At 40.9% G+C, this 19,201-nt stretch carries 19 protein-coding genes; 3 read left to right on the top strand and 16 right to left on the bottom strand.

Annotated elements, in window-relative coordinates; all coding sequences use genetic code 11:
* Positions 1–19 precede the first annotated feature (19 nt).
* The 8 genes from sufU to LZD48_RS08790 all read right to left on the bottom strand — a co-directional run bounded on the left by sufU (position 20) and on the right by LZD48_RS08790 (position 8,094).
* Positions 20–454 carry a Fe-S cluster assembly sulfur transfer protein SufU gene (gene sufU / locus LZD48_RS08825; protein ID WP_235762366.1) on the bottom strand — a complete coding sequence of 145 codons (435 nt, stop codon included), beginning with the start codon at positions 452–454 and terminating at the stop codon, positions 20–22.
* A complete protein-coding gene (locus tag LZD48_RS08820; protein WP_235762365.1) occupies positions 444–1,664 on the bottom strand; it encodes a cysteine desulfurase in 1,221 nt (406 codons plus the stop codon). The genes sufU and LZD48_RS08820 overlap by 11 nt, the downstream gene beginning before the upstream one ends.
* Positions 1,664–2,977, bottom strand: a complete 1,314-nt coding sequence (gene sufD / locus LZD48_RS08815; RefSeq protein WP_235762364.1) for a Fe-S cluster assembly protein SufD — start codon at positions 2,975–2,977, stop codon at positions 1,664–1,666. Before sufD ends, LZD48_RS08820 begins: the two co-directional genes overlap by 1 nt.
* A gap of 17 nt (positions 2,978–2,994) precedes the next feature.
* Positions 2,995–3,780 (bottom strand): Fe-S cluster assembly ATPase SufC, encoded by a 786-nt coding sequence (sufC, locus tag LZD48_RS08810; protein ID WP_235762363.1) that lies wholly within the window; start codon positions 3,778–3,780, stop codon positions 2,995–2,997.
* A gap of 231 nt (positions 3,781–4,011) precedes the next feature.
* Complete coding sequence (locus LZD48_RS08805) at positions 4,012–5,349, bottom strand: RNA-guided endonuclease InsQ/TnpB family protein (RefSeq protein ID WP_235762362.1); 1,338 nt, start codon at positions 5,347–5,349, stop codon at positions 4,012–4,014.
* Positions 5,350–6,107: 758 nt separating this feature from the next.
* Positions 6,108–6,509, bottom strand: coding sequence for a KGG domain-containing protein (locus LZD48_RS08800; protein ID WP_235762361.1), 402 nt, complete (start codon positions 6,507–6,509; stop codon positions 6,108–6,110).
* A 151-nt stretch (positions 6,510–6,660) separates the two neighbouring features.
* Complete coding sequence (locus tag LZD48_RS08795; protein WP_235762360.1) at positions 6,661–6,810, bottom strand: hypothetical protein; 150 nt, start codon at positions 6,808–6,810, stop codon at positions 6,661–6,663.
* Positions 6,811–6,831: 21 nt separating this feature from the next.
* A complete protein-coding gene (locus LZD48_RS08790; protein WP_235762359.1) occupies positions 6,832–8,094 on the bottom strand; it encodes a hypothetical protein in 1,263 nt (420 codons plus the stop codon).
* 149 nt (positions 8,095–8,243) lie between these two features.
* On the opposite strand from LZD48_RS08790, the gene LZD48_RS08785 reads away from it, so the two are divergent.
* Positions 8,244–8,939 (top strand): DUF421 domain-containing protein, encoded by a 696-nt coding sequence (locus tag LZD48_RS08785; RefSeq protein ID WP_235762358.1) that lies wholly within the window; start codon positions 8,244–8,246, stop codon positions 8,937–8,939.
* A 46-nt stretch (positions 8,940–8,985) separates the two neighbouring features.
* Here LZD48_RS08785 and LZD48_RS08780 read toward each other — a convergent pair whose 3' ends face one another.
* From LZD48_RS08780 to LZD48_RS08745, 8 genes are all read right to left on the bottom strand, one after another.
* The gene (locus LZD48_RS08780; protein WP_235762492.1) at positions 8,986–9,123 is read right to left on the bottom strand and encodes a YuzK family famiily protein; all 138 of its coding nucleotides are present in this window, start codon (positions 9,121–9,123) and stop codon (positions 8,986–8,988) included.
* 255 nt (positions 9,124–9,378) lie between these two features.
* Positions 9,379–9,690, bottom strand: coding sequence for a thioredoxin family protein (locus LZD48_RS08775; RefSeq protein WP_235762357.1), 312 nt, complete (start codon positions 9,688–9,690; stop codon positions 9,379–9,381).
* Between the two features lie 15 nt (positions 9,691–9,705).
* On the bottom strand, positions 9,706–10,059 hold the full coding sequence (locus LZD48_RS08770; RefSeq protein ID WP_235762356.1) for a toprim domain-containing protein: 354 nt from the start codon (positions 10,057–10,059) through the stop codon (positions 9,706–9,708).
* A gap of 398 nt (positions 10,060–10,457) precedes the next feature.
* On the bottom strand, positions 10,458–10,844 hold the full coding sequence (gcvH, locus tag LZD48_RS08765; protein WP_235762355.1) for a glycine cleavage system protein GcvH: 387 nt from the start codon (positions 10,842–10,844) through the stop codon (positions 10,458–10,460).
* A 93-nt stretch (positions 10,845–10,937) separates the two neighbouring features.
* Entirely contained in the window at positions 10,938–11,294 is a 357-nt protein-coding gene (locus tag LZD48_RS08760) for an arsenate reductase family protein (RefSeq protein WP_235762354.1), read from the bottom strand.
* A gap of 135 nt (positions 11,295–11,429) precedes the next feature.
* Complete coding sequence (locus LZD48_RS08755; protein WP_235762353.1) at positions 11,430–13,214, bottom strand: acyl-CoA dehydrogenase FadE; 1,785 nt, start codon at positions 13,212–13,214, stop codon at positions 11,430–11,432.
* Between the two features lie 39 nt (positions 13,215–13,253).
* Entirely contained in the window at positions 13,254–14,429 is a 1,176-nt protein-coding gene (locus LZD48_RS08750; RefSeq protein WP_235762352.1) for an acetyl-CoA C-acetyltransferase, read from the bottom strand.
* 18 nt (positions 14,430–14,447) lie between these two features.
* Positions 14,448–16,835 carry a 3-hydroxyacyl-CoA dehydrogenase/enoyl-CoA hydratase family protein gene (locus tag LZD48_RS08745; protein WP_235762351.1) on the bottom strand — a complete coding sequence of 796 codons (2,388 nt, stop codon included), beginning with the start codon at positions 16,833–16,835 and terminating at the stop codon, positions 14,448–14,450.
* 650 nt (positions 16,836–17,485) lie between these two features.
* On the opposite strand from LZD48_RS08745, the gene LZD48_RS08740 reads away from it, so the two are divergent.
* Together LZD48_RS08740 and LZD48_RS08735 are read left to right on the top strand one after the other, a co-directional pair.
* Positions 17,486–18,418: a metal ABC transporter solute-binding protein, Zn/Mn family gene (locus tag LZD48_RS08740; protein ID WP_235762350.1), complete on the top strand. Its 933-nt coding sequence runs from the start codon at positions 17,486–17,488 to the stop codon at positions 18,416–18,418.
* 15 nt (positions 18,419–18,433) lie between these two features.
* Positions 18,434–19,189 (top strand): metal ABC transporter ATP-binding protein, encoded by a 756-nt coding sequence (locus LZD48_RS08735; RefSeq protein ID WP_235762349.1) that lies wholly within the window; start codon positions 18,434–18,436, stop codon positions 19,187–19,189.
* Positions 19,190–19,201: the final 12 nt, after the last annotated feature.

Here is a 19,201-nt window from a genome sequence, read left to right as displayed (position 1 = left end):
AGATATTTCAAAACTCACCTTAATCTTGTTCGTGGACACCTTTTTCGAGTGCTTTCCAGGCCATCGTTGCACATTTAATCCGGGCTGGGAACTTGGATACGCCTTGAAGAGCTTGAATATCTCCTAAATCAAAGCCATCTGTATCAATTTCTTTACCAAGCATCATATCGGAGAAAAGATGAGACATTGCAAGTGCATCGTCAACCTTTTTCCCTTTGATTGCCTGGGTCATCATCGAAGCAGATGACATACTGATGGAGCAGCCTTCTCCTTCAAAACGGGCATCTTTTACAATGCCATCTTCCAGTTTCAACTGCAACTGAATCCGGTCGCCACAAGTAGGGTTGTTCATATCAACGGTAAGAGAATCACCTTCAATTAATCCTCGGTTCTTCGGATTTTTATAGTGATCCATGATTACTTGTCTGTAAAGCGTATCTAAATTATAAGACATCACCAAAATACTCCTTCGCTTTTAACAGTCCTAAGACGAGTCGGTCAACATCTTCTTCTGTGTTGTACAAATAGAAGCTAGCTCTTGCTGTTGCCGTAACGTCCAACCATTTCATCAGCGGCTGTGCGCAGTGGTGACCTGCACGAACTGCAATTCCTTCCGCATCAAGCACCGTTGCCGTATCGTGCGGATGGACCTCTCCTAAATTAAAGGTTACGAGGGCAGCACGCTCTTTTGGACCATAAATGGCAATCCCATCCACTTCACGCAGCTTGGCAATCGCATATGCCGCCAATTTCTTCTCGTGTTCTAAAATATTATCTAAGCCGACTTCGTTTAGAAAGTCAATCGCTGCTCCAAGACCAATCGCACCAGCAATGATCGGAGTACCAGCTTCGAATTTCCATGGAAGCTCTTTCCAGGTAGAATCATATAGGTTAACGAAATCAATCATTTCCCCGCCGAATTCTACTGGTTCCATGTTCTCCAGAAGTTCGCGTTTCCCATATAATACACCAATTCCCGTTGGTGCGCACATTTTATGCCCGGAAAATGCATAGAAATCCACATCGAGATCTTGTACATCCACTTCCATATGCGGGGCACCTTGCGCTCCGTCGACAACAATAACTGCATCATTTTCATGGGCAATTTTTGTAATCTCTTTAATCGGGTTAATTGTTCCGAGAACATTTGAAACATGAGTGATAGCGACAATTTTAGTGTTTGGGGTAACTGTTGTTCGAACAGCTTCCAGTGACACAGTGCCGTCTTCTTGTAACGGAATATATTTTAATGTTGCACCAGTAGCTTTAGCCGCCTGCTGCCAAGGAATGATGTTGCTATGATGCTCCATCTGCGTGATAACAATCTCATCGCCTTCCTTTAAATTGGCACGTGCATAACTCCAAGCCACTGTATTAATAGCTGTAGTTGTTCCACGGGTAAAAATGATTTCGGCAGTACTTTTAGCATGAATGAAAGCTCTAACCTTCTCACGTGCACCTTCATATAGGTCGGTCGCACGCGTTCCTAACGTATGCACGCCACGGTGAACATTCGAGTTCGTCTCCCGGTAGTACCTGTCCACAGCTTCTATCACAGAAACAGGCTTCTGTGAAGTAGCTGAGGAATCCAAGTACACAAGTGGGTGCCCATTCACCTCTTGATTCAGAATCGGAAACTGGTCTTTAATGGCTCTTACGTCCATTAGTTAATTTTCCTTTCAATCACTTGTCTTAATTGTTGTTTTACAGACTCAATTGGCAACTGTGAAACAACTGGATCAAGGAATCCATGAATCAATAGACGTTGCGCTTCCTCTTCTGAAAGCCCACGACTCTTCAAGTAGTATACTTGCAGTGGATCAACACGACCTACTGAAGCAGCATGCCCTGCTGTAACGTCATCCTCATCGATAAGCAGAATAGGGTTAGCGTCGCCTCGAGCTTTTTCACTCAGCATAAGTACACGGGATTCTTGTTCAGAGTTTGCTTTCGTTCCGCCATGTTCAATTTTACCAATCGCATTAAAGATTGCCGCTGAACCTTCTGTCATTACACCTCGCTGTAAAATGAAACCATCGGAAGCTTTTCCGTCATGATGCATAACAGATGTAAAGTTTTGCGTTTGTTTTCCACGCCCTACGGAAACAGCTTTCGCTTGAGAAGTGGAGTTATCACCGACTAAGCGAGTTACGTTTTCTGAAACTGTATTTCCATCGTTCATTTGCCCTAATGCCCAATCAATCGTCGCATCACGGCTTGCGATACCTCGACGGTTAACATACGTTGTTGTAGCTGCAGCAAAGTTATCAACTGCTCCGTATGCAACTTTAGCTCCGTCAAGTGCATATACCTCTGTTATAATATTCGCTACCGTTTCATGTTCTTCGTTATGGGAAATATAGTTTTCCACATATGTGATAGAACTGTTTTTATCCACGACAACGAGCACATGGTTCACAAGTGTAATTTCCGGATCTTCTTGCCAGAAAATGGACTGGATTGGTGTTTCAATTTCCAAGTTTTCAGGTACATAAAGGAAAACACCACCATTAACAAGTGCAGCATGAAGTGCAGTCAGCTTATGTTCGCTAACAGAAACACCGTCTTCTGTCATAAAATACTTCTGGACAAGATCCGCATGTTCATGGATTGCTGTATGGATGTCAGTAAAGACGACCCCTTTTTCTTTTAAATCATCACGTAATGTAGCGTAAGCAACAGAATGGTTACGCTGAATAATCAAGTTCTCTGGTGCCTTATCTTCGTCAAAGAAATCACGCAATTCTTCCGGAAGATCTTTGATGGAAGATACTGCTTCACCAGTTTTGAAATCATGATTGAACGCTGTAAAGTTCCAGTTTCTAATTTTTGTTTTATCAGGCTTTGGCATTTCCAAGCTTTCAGCCTGTTCTATTGCATCCAAGCGGAATTTTTGCATCCACTCTGGCTCATTCCTATCTTTTGAAAACTGTTCAACATAAGCCTTATCAAATGACAGTTTTGTTTCCACAGTCATGATACTCCTCCTAACGTTTATGCATTTTGTTCGATTGTTTCGTCTTCGATTCCTAACTCTTCTTTAATCCACTCGTAGCCTTCCGCTTCTAGACGCTTAGCTAACTCTGGACCACCAGATTTCACGACACGGCCTTGCATCATGACATGCACATAATCCGGTGTGATGTAGTTTAATAAACGTTGGTAGTGAGTAATGATTAATGTTCCAAAGTTCTCGTCACGCAGTTTGTTAATACCTTTAGAAACTACTTTTAACGCGTCGATGTCAAGTCCTGAGTCAATTTCGTCCAAAATACCGATTGCAGGTTTCAGTAACATTAACTGAAGGATTTCGTTACGCTTCTTCTCTCCACCGGAGAATCCTTCGTTCAAGTAACGCGTAGCCATGCTCTTATCAATTTCTAAGAAATCAAGTGTTTCATCAAGCTCTTTAATGAACTCCATTAATGGAATTTCATCGCCTTCTTCACGTTTTGCGTTAATTGCACTGCGCAGGAAGTCAGATGTTGTTACACCGCTGATTTCACTTGGATATTGCATTGCTAGGAAAAGACCTGCTTTTGCACGCTCATCTACTTCCATTTCTAATACGTCTTCACCGTCTAACGTAATGCTGCCTTCTGTTATTTCATAAAGGGGATGTCCCATAATTGCCGATGCTAATGTAGATTTACCAGTACCATTCGGTCCCATGATTGCATGAAATTCTCCACCTTTGATGGTAAGGTCTACACCTTTTAATATTTGTTTATCCTCAATGGAAACATGAAGATTTTTGATTTCTAAAACTGATCCTGACATAATCAATACCTCCAAATGCTTATTCTAGTTTTCCGAGATGAACTTGATATTCATTCTCAATCTATTCTCATTCCAATCTTAAAGCATTTCAAATTAATTATCAACCCATTCGGTCTATTTGCAATAAGATTGTGCATAAGCGCGTCAACAACCCATATCTAAAGCCACAGGCTTGTAAGGTCTTACAACCTTTGGAGTTTACAGCGGACAACAGGACTAGTGTCCTGCCCTTCAAACCAGGCTAGAGGTACTGTTTGGGCTCCAAGCAACCCGTTTGTATGCGTTAAACCCCAACGATCTGTGGTAAAATTTTTTTTTCGTATAACACTCTCCATAGTGTTTCAGGTTAAACGCCGAATTAACATCCCGGTCATGATGGGTGCCACAAGATGGGCAATTCCATTTTCGTATACTTACATTTCCTTTTAGTGCTGTATGCTTATGACCGCAAACTGAACATAGTTGGGTAGATGCAAATTTTTTCGGTGCTTTGATAAAGTATTTCCCCCGTTGCTCCAATTTGTATTTTAAATAGAGGCGAAAATTACCGAAACCATTATCTTGCTGATTTTTGGCATAATACTTGTTTTGTCCAATCGCACGAAGATCTAGGTTCTCTACTACAATCATGTCATAACGATTCGCAAGGGCATAGGCTTTCTTGTGAAGCCAGTCTTTTCGTTGGTTTGCGACTTTGGTTTCCAATCTCGAAACAACAAGCCGTTGTTTTTCCCAACGATTGGAACCTTTTACTCGGCGCGATAGCACTCGCCGTTCCTTTGCTAGACGCTCTTCCATTTCCAGGTAATAGTAAGGATAATTGGCTTTCTTACCCTCATTGTCAACGAAAAAATGTGATTGAGAATAATCCAGTCCCAGAATACGATTAGGCATCCCGACCCTTGTAATTTCCATTGGAATTTCAACACAAATAGACACGTCATATTGTCCTTTGGTGTTCATGGTAACCGTAACATGTTTAATTTTACTGTCCTGGGGCAATGGCCGATGGGTGTTCAGCTTTAACCCGACTACTTTCACAGGAGACTTTTGTGCAGACGGAAGATATAATATGTCGTCTTTGATGTAGATAGTTCCGTTTTGGTTGAACGTCGTATAGCTGGCTTTGCTGCCTTTACGGGATTTGAACTTCGGCATTCCTTTTAAATCATGGAATGTCGGTTCTATTCCGAGTGTTTTCTGCCGTTTTAAAGCGGATTTTTTGTATTGTCTCTTATGTGCAGTCTTGTTGAAGGCAGTTATTGCCTTGTTGAAGTGTTGTTTTGCTTCGTTGGCGGCGAATGCGTCTACAAGATATAGGTAAGCCATATTATCTTCATTTAAACATTGTTTTTTGAATTGAGAAACAGTCGGCATCCCCATCTTTTTTAAGGAAGGTAAGGCATCCTCTGGTTGATAGTTACTTTTTTCCAAATAATCATAGAGGTGGGCAACATGGAGGTTGTACATCTTTCTCTTTGCACCGAAGCATTGTCGGAAATACGTTTCCGCTTCTTGAGAAATGGAGGACGCGCGATACACATAACCACGGTTCACTAATTCCAGCATTGGTTTCACCACCTGTCATTGAAATTTAATGATTTTTCAATTTCAATCATAAAAACTTTTCTTCTGTACTTTGTATACCACACTAGGGTGGTATTGAAGGGAGTAAACATAACCCTCTACTGTGAATAACTTTTGGCAAATTTATCGCCTCATCTCATTTATACTACGAATTATATCAAATGTATAGAGACAAGTGACAGGTGTTAAATTACCGACGATTTTTGCTCCTCTTTAAATATCATATGTCGCTATTGTTTATTATTTTATAAATACGACCTTCACGCTGATGTACTGATGGAATAATTTCTATTCATCATAATCATCTTCACCAGTTCAGTTGCTCGGAGGACGGTGACTCCTGCGGGAAAAGCACGAATCTGGACCTGGGCAGGAAGCGGTTTTCTTCCGAGGCAGACAGAGTTCGCTCTCGTATGTGGCAACGTCTGCATTAGAACGTCTTGTGCGTCGAGGTTGAGGCCGCCCTGTCTGAAAGCATCCGGCAACCGGGCAACTGAACGACAATTAGAGAGGCATTCAGAAGTACGTGCAAAGCATTTACGCTGAATGAAAGTGATTTGTGACTGTTGTATAAAGGGTTAGGGTGATGCTTATTTTCTTTAGGATATGTCTGATTGTTTGAAGACTTTGCAGGTTGAGTTTTAGTAAAATATATATTAGTAGTTAGAGACATCTGAAAAGCACAACAATCCCGGCTGGGACTGCTGTGCTTTTTGACGAATGTGAAGTGTATGCTAATTTTATTTGTTGTTATTGTTCCTCCGCTGGCGGGCTCTTGCTTTTCCGCCTTTTTCACCGATCTCTTCATAGAAATCTTGGTCATGGTTACGTGCAGTGGCCTCGCCACCCTTTTGGCCGATTTCCTCATAAAATTCCTGATCGTGGCTTCGTGAAGTGGCTTCTCCACCTTTTTGACCGATTTCTTCATAGAATTCCCGGTCGTGGCTTCGCTTTGTGGCTTCTCCGCCTTTTTGACCAATCTCTTCATAGAATTCCTGATCATGGTTACGCGAAGTAGCTTCTCCACCCTTTTGACCAATTTCTTCATAGAATTCTTGATCGTGGTTTCTTGAAGTCACTTTACCACCTTTTTTCCCTGCTTGCTCACGAGACATCTTACCATTATTGTTGTTTTTAACCATTTGTAAAAACTCCTTTCATGATAGTAATTCTTGCTCGTACATTACTCTAGATTCCACGTTTTATTAAATCTAAACATTTAGAGCGACATTTAATAGAGTTGTGTTTCAACTGTAATATTAGTAACAATTAGTAAATGCCATCTTAAAACTTCTACTTATTCTTATTCAATTTATCGTAGACCTTTTCAACGGCAATCTCTTTTTCTTTTTTCTCTCTATCCTCCAACTCGAATTCCATCCGGTCTTCCGGTGGCAGCTGAAAATAACCATTCTTTTTTGATTTATTATCCTTAGGCAGCATGTCACTCTCCCCTTTCCAACGTTATAATCGAGCATTTATTTCCTGATTAACGTAATGCTTGCGCTTCATCCAAATGAAACCGTCTCCCTTTGTAATAATCGCAACGTCAATCGGTGGTCCCGCTGATTCGGTCGCTCTCGTTACACGGCGCTTGAATGTCGTCAAAGAGACGAGGGCTTCCGCCATATCTGCCAACTCTTCCTTTGGCAACGATCGGACGACACCAAGCAGAGGTTCGATATAATTCCTTTCCTGGTATTCAGTTATAGCACTTTCTATAGACTCATAAATTTCTCTACCCATTACTTCCAAGTCCCTAACTTGTTCTTTTGTAAATTCGATGGCTAAATGCTTTTGTATTTCTGCAGGATAGTTCCTTAGTACACCTGAAATGATATTAAACACGAGATCCTCCATATTCGGTTCGATGCCGCTGATGAAGGAGTCGACCATATCTCTTTGAGCAAATGCCGTAATTGTAGCCGTGCCATCATCTTTATCTGTCGTATAGCTGATTTTTTTATCTTTCAATTTTTTGAATTTCAGCTGGCCAAAAACAAACCCTTCCAGTCTGTAATTCAACAACCGCGGGAAAATTTCTTTATCTCCGTAACCGCCAATCACAAATCCAGTACTCCCTACACTGAAATAATCTTTCTGTACCGCTTCAAAAGACAGCTTGTAAAACTTCTCTGTTAGCTCTTCCGGTATTTCATATTTAATTAATTCATCTATTATTTCAATTACCACAGAACCAAACCGCTCTTTAAATATATTTTCATCCATCTCTATGAACTCATGCTCTTCCTTCTGATAGGACTGAATCTGCTGATCTGCAGCTTCTCCAAGCCAATGAGTGACCCGCTTAGAAGAGACACCTTCCTCCATATGCTCCTTCCTCGCCATTCGCTCTTCCACTTCTTTTACTAAGCGCTTCAAATTATCGGAAAAAATACGATATACAATAATTTCTTCTACACCTTTATCTCTAAACCGCTCATCTTTATTCAAAAATCGCAAGAAATCATCCAGATAATCCTTTATTTGCGGGAAAGTCTTCGTGCCGAGATTTTCACGGTAAGACTTGATGATAACTTCCCAAGGCACCTCCATAAAAGACGCAGCCCCGTATACCATGATCCCAATCGGATGTTCCTTCGATAATGAAAATAATTTATTGGCTGAATTATATACTTTCTGTACTCCTTCTCTACCACTTGTTATTGCACTGTCAGCAGCCATGGCAATTCCTTGCTTGTTCAATACTGCCACTTCAGCTGTCATGGCGAAACCTCCTTCAATCTTTATATGTATCTCATACCCGTCTCACACAGGTAAAAAACGAAAGTGCAGTGAATTCTACCAGCCTGATTATTTAGTTAAATAAAGGGTATTACAGAATTACTAGAATAAAATAGAGGTGAATATCCGGTATGGCAACATCAATGACAATAAAAATAATCTGTGGTTTGCTAGCATTACTGATTGTAGTTCGTTTATTAGGAAAGAAGGAACTCTCTCAAATTACTCCATTTGATTTTGTTTATATTCTTGTACTGGGAGGTTTACTCGAAGAATCCGTATATGACGATAAAGTCACGATTTGGCAAGTATTGTTCGCTATTGCGTTATGGGCAATACTTATCTTCACGATTGAAAAAATTGTCCAGAAATTCGATAAAATAAGACCAGCAGTAAAAGGAGAGCCCACTGTTATTGTTCATAACGGAGAACTCGATCTAAATGCGCTGAAAAAGAATAAGCTTGAATCAGAACAGCTGCGTACGATGCTGAGGCAACAGGGAATTTTCTCCATAAATGAAGTAAAATATGCAGTTCTTGAACCTAGTGGACAACTGAGTGTGCTAAAGCATGAATTAACTGCACCAGTCACAGCAGAAATGCTTTCCGTCCATCCAAAAGAAACAGCACTAAGTTATCTCGTGATTGATGAAGGCAAGATGGAGAAAAAAGCGCTGAAAAAAATTGGAAAAGACGCAACCTGGTTACAAACAGAACTTGCAAAATCAGGATACACGGATATCAGTAAAATCTATTACGCAGAATGGTCCAGCACGGATGGGTTTACAGTCCGCGGAACAATAGATGATACTGAAAATAAGGAATAAAAAGAACAGAACATGGACTCCTTACAACCATGTTCTGTTCTTTTTATCATCCTATCTGATTGTCAATTTCAGCGATCATTTGTTTTGATTTTTGATATTCCTGTTCGCGTTTTCGCTCTACTTTCATTCGGTTTGCTAAATTGGATTCATATTCGGCAACACTCATTTTATGATATTTGTTCATTGCCTTTTCCATTTCTTGCGTGTAATACTTACTATTAACCGAATTAATAATAAACCACTCCTTTGTTTTCTACATTAAAAGGTTAACACAATGATGCTACCCTTCTCAATCGCGATATAAACGTATAGACGGGAGTATTTAATGATAAATTAACAATACAGTAATATGAAAAAAGGAAGCATAAACATCTACGCTTATGCTCCCCTTTCCTCCTGTTTTCAAAATGTTTAATTCTTTAATCGTTTGCTAACGGTCTTACCCTGTGAATAGCCCCGGCTTATACTCGAACAGATAACGATAAATATTACCCGTCGAATAGAACGTATAGATTTTTTCTTTTATTACACCATTCTCTTTAATCAATAAACATGGTACACTTTCTATTTTATGTTTGTGTAAGAAGTCTTCTTCAAAATTAGCATTCATTTCATAAAATATTTCTTCGCCGTGAACAGACTCAATTTTTTCTAAAATAGACCGAGCAATATGACATGTACCACATAGCGGGGTATGAATATATAATAAGTAAGAATCTTCCTCCAATTGCTTTGATACTATCTTTTCCATAAACTCACCTAACTACTATAAAAATGTTGGTCTTACTGCGAAATGTTTTGCTACGAGTAAGGATGCAAGGATTTTATATGGGGTTGTTGCAACTTCACGATAATCCCTGCTTATATAAATATGGTCTGCATGGGGGAGTTCCCTTGCCAATTGTTTTCTTAATTTCAAACCTGATTTGTCTTCATCGACAAAGATATAGACATCATTCTCGTCTAAGTTATATGTTTCCAATAGCTCATCAAACCAATGGATACTTAAAGAGCCGTTTGTACAAATAATCGTGACCTCTTCGCTAAGAATTTCTTCTATTTTACGTTTATCTGTCAACCCCTCCACAATAATAACCTTTTCGGTTTCGTGTGCTATCATTCCTTGCCACTCCTTATCCGATCAAATCATCTGCTTTAAGTGAGTGTTCAAAAAGGAGGATAAAAAGGACCGAGGTCGGCTAAATAAGCAACGTCCTGTTGCAACGCCGACACTAGCACATCCTGTGCGTCGAAATTCGAGGCGGCGAAGCTCCCGGCACCGGAATGTTCGTTAGTAGGTACATGAGGAGCGGAAAAGCGAGCCAACGAGCTTCCACAGGAAGTGGTGAGTTCTACGTTGTCCACAGGACGTGGACGGTCTTAGTAGAACCTCTCATTCACGAAGTGTCATTTTCACCGGACTTTTTGAACATCCCTTAAAATAGTATATGAAAGAAGGGAGGCTGACTATACTGTTTATTGCATAGTTAGTCCCCTCCCTTTTTTTGTCAAGATGGATTAATCTTCTTCTATAATTGCTTTGTATTCTTCAGCTGTCAGCAGGTTCTCCCACTCACCTTCATCATCTAACTCAACGACGAGCATCCATGCTTCTTCATATGGAGATTCATTGACAAGTTCTGGACTGTCTTCCAATTCTTCATTAATCTCAACGATTGTCCCATTAACTGGTGCATATAATTCGGAAACTGTTTTGACCGATTCTACACTTCCGAATGAATCGTCGGCTTCGACTGTGTCACCCGCTTCCGGAAGTTCGACAAACACGATATCTCCGAGTTCATCTTGAGCGAAATCCGTAATTCCAATGCGTACTTTATTGCCGTCTTCTTTTTTTATCCATTCGTGCTCTTTCGTATAACGTAAGTCCTCTGGTAAATTCATCGGTTATCATCCTTTCCGTCTCATCTCACTCTAACTATACAATGGATAGAATAGAAAATCTACTGTACAACACATTTTCATCTGACTTCTGTACTATCCCCAAGTTGCTTCGTATTCATCTTCTTTGAAACCGACCGTGACTTTATCTCCGTTTGTCGCAATTGGCCGTTTAATTAGCATCCCGTCTGATGCGAGGTATTCTGCCATCTCTTCAACTGTGGCATCCTTGAGTTTCTCTTTCATATTCAGCTCACGATATTTTTTACCACTCGTATTAAAGAACTTCTTCGGTTCGAGACCGCTTTTCTCAATTAATTTTAAAATTTCTTCTTTAGATGGTGTATCCTCTACAATATGAACCGCTTCAAAGTCTATATTGTTCGCTTCCAGCCATTTCTTCGCATTTCGGCAGGTGCCGCATTTTGGATACCAGTAAATCGTTATACTCATGTTAAAAACCAGCTCCTTTATGTAATTACCACCATTTTAACATAGAAGGATTATTGACACATTTATTTGCTATGTTACCCGAGGGCTGGTAAAAAAATAATCCGAGGCAAGCGACTCGCCCCGGAAAAACTGAAATTATACGATATACTTTTCACTTTCGATAAGCGATTTGGCAATTGCCCGTTTTTTCGTAATCGTGTTTGTTGGTTCGTGACGAGTCAATTTACGTAAGGAGGAAAGCATCATTCGTAAATTATCACCTTCCTCAACTGCAATGAGAATTTCTTTTGCTGCTGCCTCGATCCGGCTGAATGCCTCTTGAACATATACTTGTGTATAAAGGAGTTTTAATTCATTTTTCTCTGCTCCTGTCTGTTGAAGCGCTTTTTCTGTACGGAGAACAGCGGACTCCATATTGAATACTTCACCTGCCATATCAGCAAGAGCAACAAGAATTTCTTGCTCATGCTCAAGCTTCTGCATATATTTCTGTGCTGCCAAACCGGCACCTAATAATACAATTTTCTTAGCATGACGTACTAAATGCTTTTCCTGATCGAGTGGTTCTGTACCAACTTCTTCAGGCATCATCATCATAAGTTCTTCCTGTAGTCCTTGGGCTTTCTGTAATAATGGCAGTTCCCCTTTCATCGCCTTCTTCAGGAGTGTCCCTGGAACAAGAAGTCGGTTGATTTCATTCGTACCTTCGAAAATCCGGTTGATTCGGGAGTCACGATAAATTCTTTCCACCTCATATTCCTGCATGAACCCATATCCGCCATGCAGTTGAACTGCTTCGTCAGCTGTCCGGTCGAGTAATTCTGTCGCCATATATTTCGTAATCGAGCACTCAATCTGATATTCAGCAATAGCCCGAGCGATTTCACGACCATCCTCCAATTCCTCTTCGGATAGGGAGCCCATCCTTTGCTCAAACAATCCAACCGTACGATAAACTGCACTTTCATTTGCATAAATTTCACTTGCCATTGTAGCTAACTTCGACTGCGTAAGCGAGAAGCTAGAGATTGGTACATTGAATTGTTTCCGTTCATTTACATATTTCGCTGCCAGTTCAAAAGCCCGTTTCGAACCACCGACGCCACCAATAGCCAGCTTATAACGACCAACGTTTAAAATGTTAAAGGCAATAATATGCCCTCTGCCTTTTTCACCTAGAACATTTTCTGCCGGTACTTCCGCATCTTCTAAAATCAGCGTCCGGGTCGATGAGCTTTTGATTCCCATCTTCTTCTCTTCTACACCGGTAGATACACCTGGATAACCGCGTTCAACAATGAATGCAGAGAAATGTTCGCCATCAATTTTTGCATAGACGATAAATACGTCTGCGAATGCGGAGTTCGTGATCCATTGCTTTTCCCCGTTCAAAATATAGTGGGTCCCTGCTTCGTTCAGTTTGGCAGTCGCTTTTGCCCCAAGAGCGTCTGAACCGGAACCCGGCTCTGTCAATGCATAGGCAGCAATTAGCTCTCCCGTCGCAAGCTTTGGCAAATACTTCTCCTTCTGTTCTTTATTCCCGAAAAACACAATTGGCAGCGAGCCGATACCAACATGAGCCCCATGGGTAATGGAAAATCCACCAGCAGGTGCCATTCTTTCCGTAATTAACGAGGAACTAATCTTATCCAGGCCAAGTCCGCCATAAGCTTCCGGAACATCTGCACCAAGTAGACCAAGATCTCCTGCTTTTTTTAGTAAATCCACGGAATGATCGAATTCATGGTTTTCTAACTTGTCGATAAGCGGGACTACTTCACTATTAACAAATTCCTCTGTTGTTTTTGCAATCATCTTATGCTCATCCGTCAAATCCTCAGGAGTGATTATATCCTCACCCGTTAATTCTTCAATAAGGAAGGCCCCACCTTTAAAGAGTCTATCTTTTGTTTCACTCATAATTGATCTTCTCCTTTTATTTAAAGTTAATTGTAGAGATTAAATAAGCTCAAACACTCCTGCAGCTCCCATTCCACCGCCAACACACATCGTCACAACTCCAAACTGAACATTTCTGCGGCGCATCTCATGGGCTAAAGTCAGGGTCAGTTTCGTTCCCGTCATTCCAAGCGGGTGTCCAAGAGCAATTGCTCCTCCATTTACATTTACAATGGAAGTATCTAGATCGAGTGCTTCAATCACCCGTAATGATTGGGAAGCAAATGCTTCATTAAGTTCAATTAATCCAATATCCGATAATTCAAGTCCCGCAATTTGAAGCGCTTTTGGGATTGCTTTTACAGGGCCTACTCCCATAATTTCCGGCTCCACTCCAGCTACAGCATAGGAACGGAATTTTAATAAAGGAGTTAACCCTTCTGCTTGGGCTTTCTCACGCTCCATTAATAAAACGCTACCTGCCCCATCACTCATTTGCGAGGAGTTTCCAGCTGTTACAGATCCCTTTATATGAAATGCTGGTCTCAGTTTAGCAAGGACTTCTGGATTTGTGTCTGCGCGTACCCCCTCATCCATTGCAAATTGTTTTGTCTGTTCTACGACCTTATGATTCTGGCCGATAACCCGTTCAGTGATTTCCACCGAAACAATTTCGTCCGTGAATTTACCTTCCTGTATTGCCTTTGCTGCCCGCTCGTGGCTTTGTGCTGCAAAAGCATCTTGGTCCGCCCGGGATATATTGAAACGATTCGCCACTTCTTCTGCCGTATGTCCCATCCCCATATAATAGCCAACTGCATCTTCTACGAGTTTCGGGTTTGGTTTAATGACGTGTCCTCCCATCGGAATCAAGCTCATCGATTCTGCTCCTCCCGCTATAATCGTATCTACCGCGCCGATCATAATCCGTTCAGCACCATAGGCAATTGCTTGCAGTCCAGAGGAACAATAGCGATTAATCGTTATTCCCGGAACTTCTTTCGGAAGACCGGCAAGCCCTGCAATGTTTCTTGCCATATTCATTCCTTGCTCTGCTTCCGGCATTGCACAGCCGATGATGACGTCATCAATATTTCCAGTATAATCTCCGGCCCTTTTCAATGTTTCTTTGATTGTCAGTGCAGCTAAATCATCCGGCCTGGTATCTCTTAAACTACCTTTATTCGCTTTACCGACCGGAGTTCTTGCTCCGGCAACAATAACTGCTTCCTTCACATTTTCTCCCCCTAATCTTTAGTTGCGTAATGGTTTGCCTTTCATCAGCATGTGTTGCATACGAGCTTGTGTTTTCGGTTCACCAATTAGACTTAAGAATGCTTCTCGCTCGAAATCGAGCATTGTCTGCTCATCAATAAGCGAACCTTCTTTAATTCTTCCGCCGGATAAGACATAGGCTAGCTTTTCGGCAATCTTTACATCATGTTCAGATGCATAACCGCTCATCTGGAGATTTTTTGCGCCGAGCAGCATTGCCGCATAGCCTGCATTTCCAACGACCGGAATTTTTTCTTTTGCAGGTGCCCGGTAACCTGCATGAGCCAATGCAAGCACTTTTTGTTTGGCATCGTAAATTAAATGATCTGGATTCGCACTGATTGCATCTTTTTGGTCTAGAAATCCTAGCTCTTGTGCTTCTTTTGCAGAAGTCGATACTTTTGCTGTTGCTACTTTTTCAAAGACATCATTCGCGACTTTCGATAAGTCAAAATCGATCCCCTTTGGCATATTGCGAAGTTGTTTTAGATAAAGTTCTTTCGTGCCGCCCCCACCAGGTATAAGACCGACACCAACTTCGACAAGTCCCATATATGTTTCCGGTGACGCTTGAATTGCTGCTGCAGGTAGCGACACTTCTGCCCCACCTCCAAGCGCCATATTAAATGGAGCGACGACTACTGGTTTATTTGCATATTTAATGTTTGTCGTCATATTTTGAAACATACGGATGACCATATCAAGTTCATAGAAATTATCATCCTGTGCTTCCATTAACATTAATGCGAGATTAGCACCAACACAGAAGTTTTTACCCTGGTTTCCGATAACAAGCCCTTCATAGTTAGCTTCGGCTTCCTCAATTGCTGTGTTCACCATTTGCATAATATCAAGGCCAATCGCATTATTTGGTGAATGGAATTCAAGTAACAGGACACCGTCATCTAAATCTATTAAACTTGCACCAGTATTTTTTTTGATTACATTTGATTCATTTTTAAAGAGTCTTAGATTCACTTCTTTCGAATTTGTCTTAAGCTTCTCAAGTTCATTGCCATTATAATAAGTTATTTCTCCATCTGCTTGTTTATAAAAAGATTCATATCCTTTTTCAATTAACTCTAGCACCCAGCTTGGCACTGTTTCCCCTTCACGTTGCATCCGCTCGGTTGCTTGTTTTAAACCAATTGCATCCCATGTCTCAAATGGTCCGATGTCCCAACCGAATCCCCATTTCATCGCTTGGTCAATAGCCGTAATATCATCGGCAATTTCACCGACCAGTTCGGCGGAATAAATAAGGACCGGCTTTAATAAAGACCAAACGAGCTTAGCTGCCGGATCATCAGGCATTGATAGAAGCGCTTTCATTTTGGCACGAGAGCCTTTTGCCTGCTTTGCCATTTCGATTGCTGGTGTTTGTAATTTCTTTCGTTCACCAAATTCAAGTGTATCCGGATTAATTTCATAAATGACTCCAGCTTTTTTCTCGTAAAATCCCTTTCCTGCTTTAGAACCGAGCCAACCATTCTCAACCATTTTCTGCATAAATGCCGGTGGATCAAATACTTCCTTTTCTTTTCCTTCCACTTTGTCATAGACGTTTCGTGCGACATGCAAGAATGTATCAAGGCCGACTACATCCAATGTACGGAACGTGGCACTCTTCGGTCTTCCGATAAGTGGACCAGTAACCGAATCAACTTCCCCAATACTAAATCCTTGTTCAAGCATTTCCCTTAGTGTGATAAGAAGCCCATATGTTCCAATTCGGTTTGCTATAAAGTTGGGCGTGTCCTTTGCTTCCACAACCCCTTTACCAAGAACATTTTCACCGAATACTTTCATGAACTCAAGTACATCTGGATCGGTATGTGAGGTTGGAATTACTTCCAACAATTTTAAATAACGCGGTGGATTAAAGAAATGGGTTCCTAGGAAATGTTTCTTCATATCCTCACTACAATCTTCAATCATCGCTTCTACAGATATTCCTGATGTGTTGGAACTAACAATACTGCCCTTCTTCCGGTGTTTATTCACATTTGCAAATACTTGCTTCTTGATTTCGAGATTCTCCGTTACTACTTCAATAATCCAATCTGCTTCCTCTAAGCGTTCCATATCATCTTCAAAGTTTCCAATTTCAATCAAATCAAGACTTGCCCTGGATGTAATGGGTGATGGCTTTTGCTTTAATAATGCCTGTTTACTTTTCTCGGTTATCCGATTTCGTACTCTTTTGTCTTCTAGCGACAACCCTTGTTTTTCCTCTTGCACCGTTAATTCAGATGGTACAATGTCGAGCATTTGTACAGGAATGCCGTTATTTGCTAAGTGGGCGGCAATCCCAGACCCCATTACACCAGAGCCTAAAACCGCAGCTCGCTTAATTGACTGTTTCATGTTTTATCCCCCAATCTCCTCTTTTGAATGAACGCTCATTCATTATTCTTCAAAAAAATAAAAGAGCTATCTCTTAACCTATTTTTAGTATAAAATACTTTCTGATATTTCGCAACAAGGTTGTTGCATTTATTTTCCCAAATCGGAATGATTATTATTTACAAACCGGAATGGTTACGATATGATAGTAAATGAATTCAATAAAACAGTCGCTCTCAACCAGCGTAAGTGTGCCAAACTCGGAAACTTTCTACTGGACTGCTACCAGGAAAGGCCATCTTGGAATCACTGTTTAATGTACCGGAAAAGTATAATCCTTATGGTGGCGGAATAATTTATCTTTAAAATAATCATCTCTCCCAGTTCAGTTGCCCGGTGGACGGTGACTCCTGCGGGAACAGCACGAGTCTGGAGACCCCGCAGGGCGGCAGCTCGAGGAGGGTCCAGCCGTGCCCAAGGATGCGCATCCGTCCACCGGGCAACTGAACGGCGACTAGAGAGCATTTCAAGTGAACGAGCCGGATCACTTACGCTGGTTGAGAGCGTACGAGTTTAATTTTTCAAAGATTATTTGGTTGTTCAGGAAACGAATGGTGATTTTATAGATAAGAAGTATATATGAAGGAAGTCAATGGATAGGAGGATGTTGATTGAAAGTTTTAAAACGTATTTTTAGCTTTTTATTATTATTATTCATTTTAGCAAGTTGTGGCACAAAAAATGATACAGATCATTCTAACGGCACCATCTATACAACAATTTATCCTTTACAGTTTATCGTGGAAGAAATTGCTGGGGATGCGGTCGAAGTTCATTCTGTTTATCCGCCAGGTGTGGATGAGCATACGTACGAACCTACCGCTAAAGATCTGACAGAGATTGCGGAAGGAGATGCATTCTTTTATATCGGTGCTGGGCTGGAAGCATTAGCAAGTACTGCTGCCGGCGCCTTGGAAGATGAAAGGGTAAACTTATTTGAAATTGGCAAACATGAATCATTATTCTTAGCTGATGAAAAAGAAAATCATGACGACCATGAAGATCATGACCATCATCACGGAGATAAAGATCCACATATTTGGCTTGATCCGATACGAATGACTCAAATTGCTGAGATCATTTATGATGAATTAAGTGAACTATATCCAGATGAGCAAGAACGCTTTAATGAAAATTTAACAGATCTTAAAGCAGAACTAGAAAAAGTGGACAAGGAGTTCACCGAATTACTTGATACGAAGACAAATAAAAAGATACTCGTCACCCACGCTGCATTCGGTTATTGGGAAGAACGATACGGGATTGAACAAGTTTCGATTCACGGCCTTTCCACTGAAAACGAACCTTCCCAGAAAGACTTAATTGCAATTGTAGATACAGCTAAAGAAAATAATATCAACCATATTATATTCGAACAAAATGTTACAACCCGCGTGTCTGAAGTGATACAAAATGAAGTTGGTGCAGAAGCATTGATGATTCATAATCTGGCGGTGCTAACAGATGAAGACATTACAGAAAATCGGAACTACTTCTCCATTATGAGGGATAATTTGGAAGTTCTCAATGAAGCAATGAACTAAAAAGGATGTGTTTCCATGAAAGAACCAATCATAACGATGCAGAATGTCAGTTTTGCCTATCAAAATAAACTAATCCTTGATGGAATTGATTTTGAATTACCAAAAGGCAAATTTATGGGGCTCGTTGGCCCGAATGGTGGCGGAAAAACAACACTTATTAAATTGATTCTCGGATTACTTAAACCCGATGAAGGCAATGTAACTTTATTTGGTGAATCGCTCGAGACTTTCCGGAAAAGAGATAAAATTGGTTTCGTCTCGCAGAAAGCGAATAGTTTCAATACAGGTTTTCCAGCCACCGTATTTGAAGTCGTTTCAACCGGTCTTACGGCAAAGCTTGGCTACTTTAAGTTTTTAAGCAAGAAAGATAAACAAACTATTTTACGGGCAATCGAGTTGGTCGATATGAGCGATTTCTCCTCTGAAAATATCGGCAACCTTTCCGGTGGTCAGCAGCAGCGAGTGTTTATCGCAAGAGCACTTGTTAGCGATCCTGAATTATTGATTCTGGATGAGCCAACAGTTGGAGTCGACCAAGAAAACGTAAAACGATTCTATGAATTACTGCACAAATTGAATAAGGAACAGCAAATAACGATTCTATTAGTTACCCACGATACCGGAATTATGACGGACTATGCGACAGATGTTGTCTGTTTAAATAAAACATTGCATTTCCACGGTAATCCAGAGGAATATTGCTCCCTTTCTGATAAAGATTTGTCATTATTTTACGGACATCCCGTCTCGACGATTGCCCATCATTCGTAATGGAGGAATATT

The organism is Oceanobacillus alkalisoli (genome assembly GCF_021556485.1).
Lineage (GTDB): Bacteria > Bacillota > Bacilli > Bacillales > Amphibacillaceae > Oceanobacillus > Oceanobacillus alkalisoli.
Note: the sequence above shows the minus strand (reverse complement) of the source record. Positions and strands in the feature narration are given on the sequence as shown.

Coding starts and splice junctions, on each gene's coding strand:
- LZD48_RS08790 (WP_235762359.1), bottom strand. CDS start 8,094: ATGACAGCTGAAGTGGCAGTATTGAACAAGCAAGGAATTGCCATGGCT.
- LZD48_RS08770 (WP_235762356.1), bottom strand. CDS start 10,059: ATGATAGCACACGAAACCGAAAAGGTTATTATTGTGGAGGGGTTGACA.
- LZD48_RS08760 (WP_235762354.1), bottom strand. CDS start 11,294: ATGAGTATAACGATTTACTGGTATCCAAAATGCGGCACCTGCCGAAAT.
- LZD48_RS08795 (WP_235762360.1), bottom strand. CDS start 6,810: ATGCTGCCTAAGGATAATAAATCAAAAAAGAATGGTTATTTTCAGCTG.
- LZD48_RS08755 (WP_235762353.1), bottom strand. CDS start 13,214: ATGAGTGAAACAAAAGATAGACTCTTTAAAGGTGGGGCCTTCCTTATT.
- LZD48_RS08780 (WP_235762492.1), bottom strand. CDS start 9,123: ATGAACAAATATCATAAAATGAGTGTTGCCGAATATGAATCCAATTTA.
- LZD48_RS08785 (WP_235762358.1), top strand. CDS start 8,244: ATGGCAACATCAATGACAATAAAAATAATCTGTGGTTTGCTAGCATTA.
- sufU (WP_235762366.1), bottom strand. CDS start 454: ATGTCTTATAATTTAGATACGCTTTACAGACAAGTAATCATGGATCAC.
- LZD48_RS08805 (WP_235762362.1), bottom strand. CDS start 5,349: ATGCTGGAATTAGTGAACCGTGGTTATGTGTATCGCGCGTCCTCCATT.
- LZD48_RS08735 (WP_235762349.1), top strand. CDS start 18,434: ATGAAAGAACCAATCATAACGATGCAGAATGTCAGTTTTGCCTATCAA.
- sufC (WP_235762363.1), bottom strand. CDS start 3,780: ATGTCAGGATCAGTTTTAGAAATCAAAAATCTTCATGTTTCCATTGAG.
- LZD48_RS08820 (WP_235762365.1), bottom strand. CDS start 1,664: ATGGACGTAAGAGCCATTAAAGACCAGTTTCCGATTCTGAATCAAGAG.
- LZD48_RS08745 (WP_235762351.1), bottom strand. CDS start 16,835: ATGAAACAGTCAATTAAGCGAGCTGCGGTTTTAGGCTCTGGTGTAATG.
- LZD48_RS08775 (WP_235762357.1), bottom strand. CDS start 9,690: ATGGAAAAGATAGTATCAAAGCAATTGGAGGAAGATTCTTACTTATTA.
- sufD (WP_235762364.1), bottom strand. CDS start 2,977: ATGACTGTGGAAACAAAACTGTCATTTGATAAGGCTTATGTTGAACAG.
- gcvH (WP_235762355.1), bottom strand. CDS start 10,844: ATGAATTTACCAGAGGACTTACGTTATACGAAAGAGCACGAATGGATA.
- LZD48_RS08800 (WP_235762361.1), bottom strand. CDS start 6,509: ATGGTTAAAAACAACAATAATGGTAAGATGTCTCGTGAGCAAGCAGGG.